A 740-nucleotide genomic window follows, 5' to 3' on the forward strand; every position below is an offset into this window, starting at 1 on the left:
TTACTCACCCGTCCGCCGCTAACCCTTCCCGAAGGAAGRATCCGCTCGACTTGCATGTATTAGGCACGCCGCCAGCGTTCGTCCTGAGCCAGGATCAAACTCTCCATAATGGTAGAAATTTGACTTGCTCATAAACTTAACTAGCTTGTTTTTGCGAACCGAAGTTCGCTATACTTGCACGCTCGTTGTTCAGTTTTCAAGGAACAATCTCGTCGTTGTCGGCGATACATCCTCCGAAAGCGACCTGATTAATATACCACATTCGCCTACAACATTGCAAGAACTTTTTTAAAAAGTTTTTGTGAGTTCGTTACTAGCAACTCTCTCTCCGAAGAGGCGAAGAATAATATATCACGTACTCTACGACTATGTCAAGACATTACTTCTTGAATAAATAACTTACGCTCAACTGCTAGATTAATGATCGTCCCATTCACATTAACCATCGGCCTAGTAGGGTTCGCACTATCCGTAAAAATGATCTCACCAACCCGATTATCACTAAGCCGCACGACGGTTCCCCGATTGAATTGCGTAACCTTCGTTACGAACGTCTGTACAATAGTAGGATCGAGCTTGCCGAACGAATCCTTCACTAATTGCTCCAGTACGACATAAGGCGAACTTGGTTTCTTATATGTACGAGGCCCTGTCATCGCATGAAAAATATCTGCTACAGCAACAATCTTGGCATATGGATGTATCTTATCGCCCTTCAATGCCAACGGATACCCAGACCC

Annotated in this window: 1 protein-coding gene and 1 rRNA gene; both read right to left on the bottom strand. The window is 44.5% G+C overall.

Annotated features, from left to right (window positions below; genetic code table 11):
- Nucleotides 1–110: ribosomal RNA gene (locus AC1DWB_RS36590) — 16S ribosomal RNA — on the bottom strand; the annotation flags it as partial.
- A gap of 261 nt (nucleotides 111–371) precedes the next feature.
- A partial coding sequence (locus AC1DWB_RS36595; protein ID WP_477545945.1) for an HD-GYP domain-containing protein occupies nucleotides 372–740 on the bottom strand: 369 nt, incomplete at its 5' end.

The organism is Paenibacillus sp. P4_E11 (assembly GCF_056401635.1).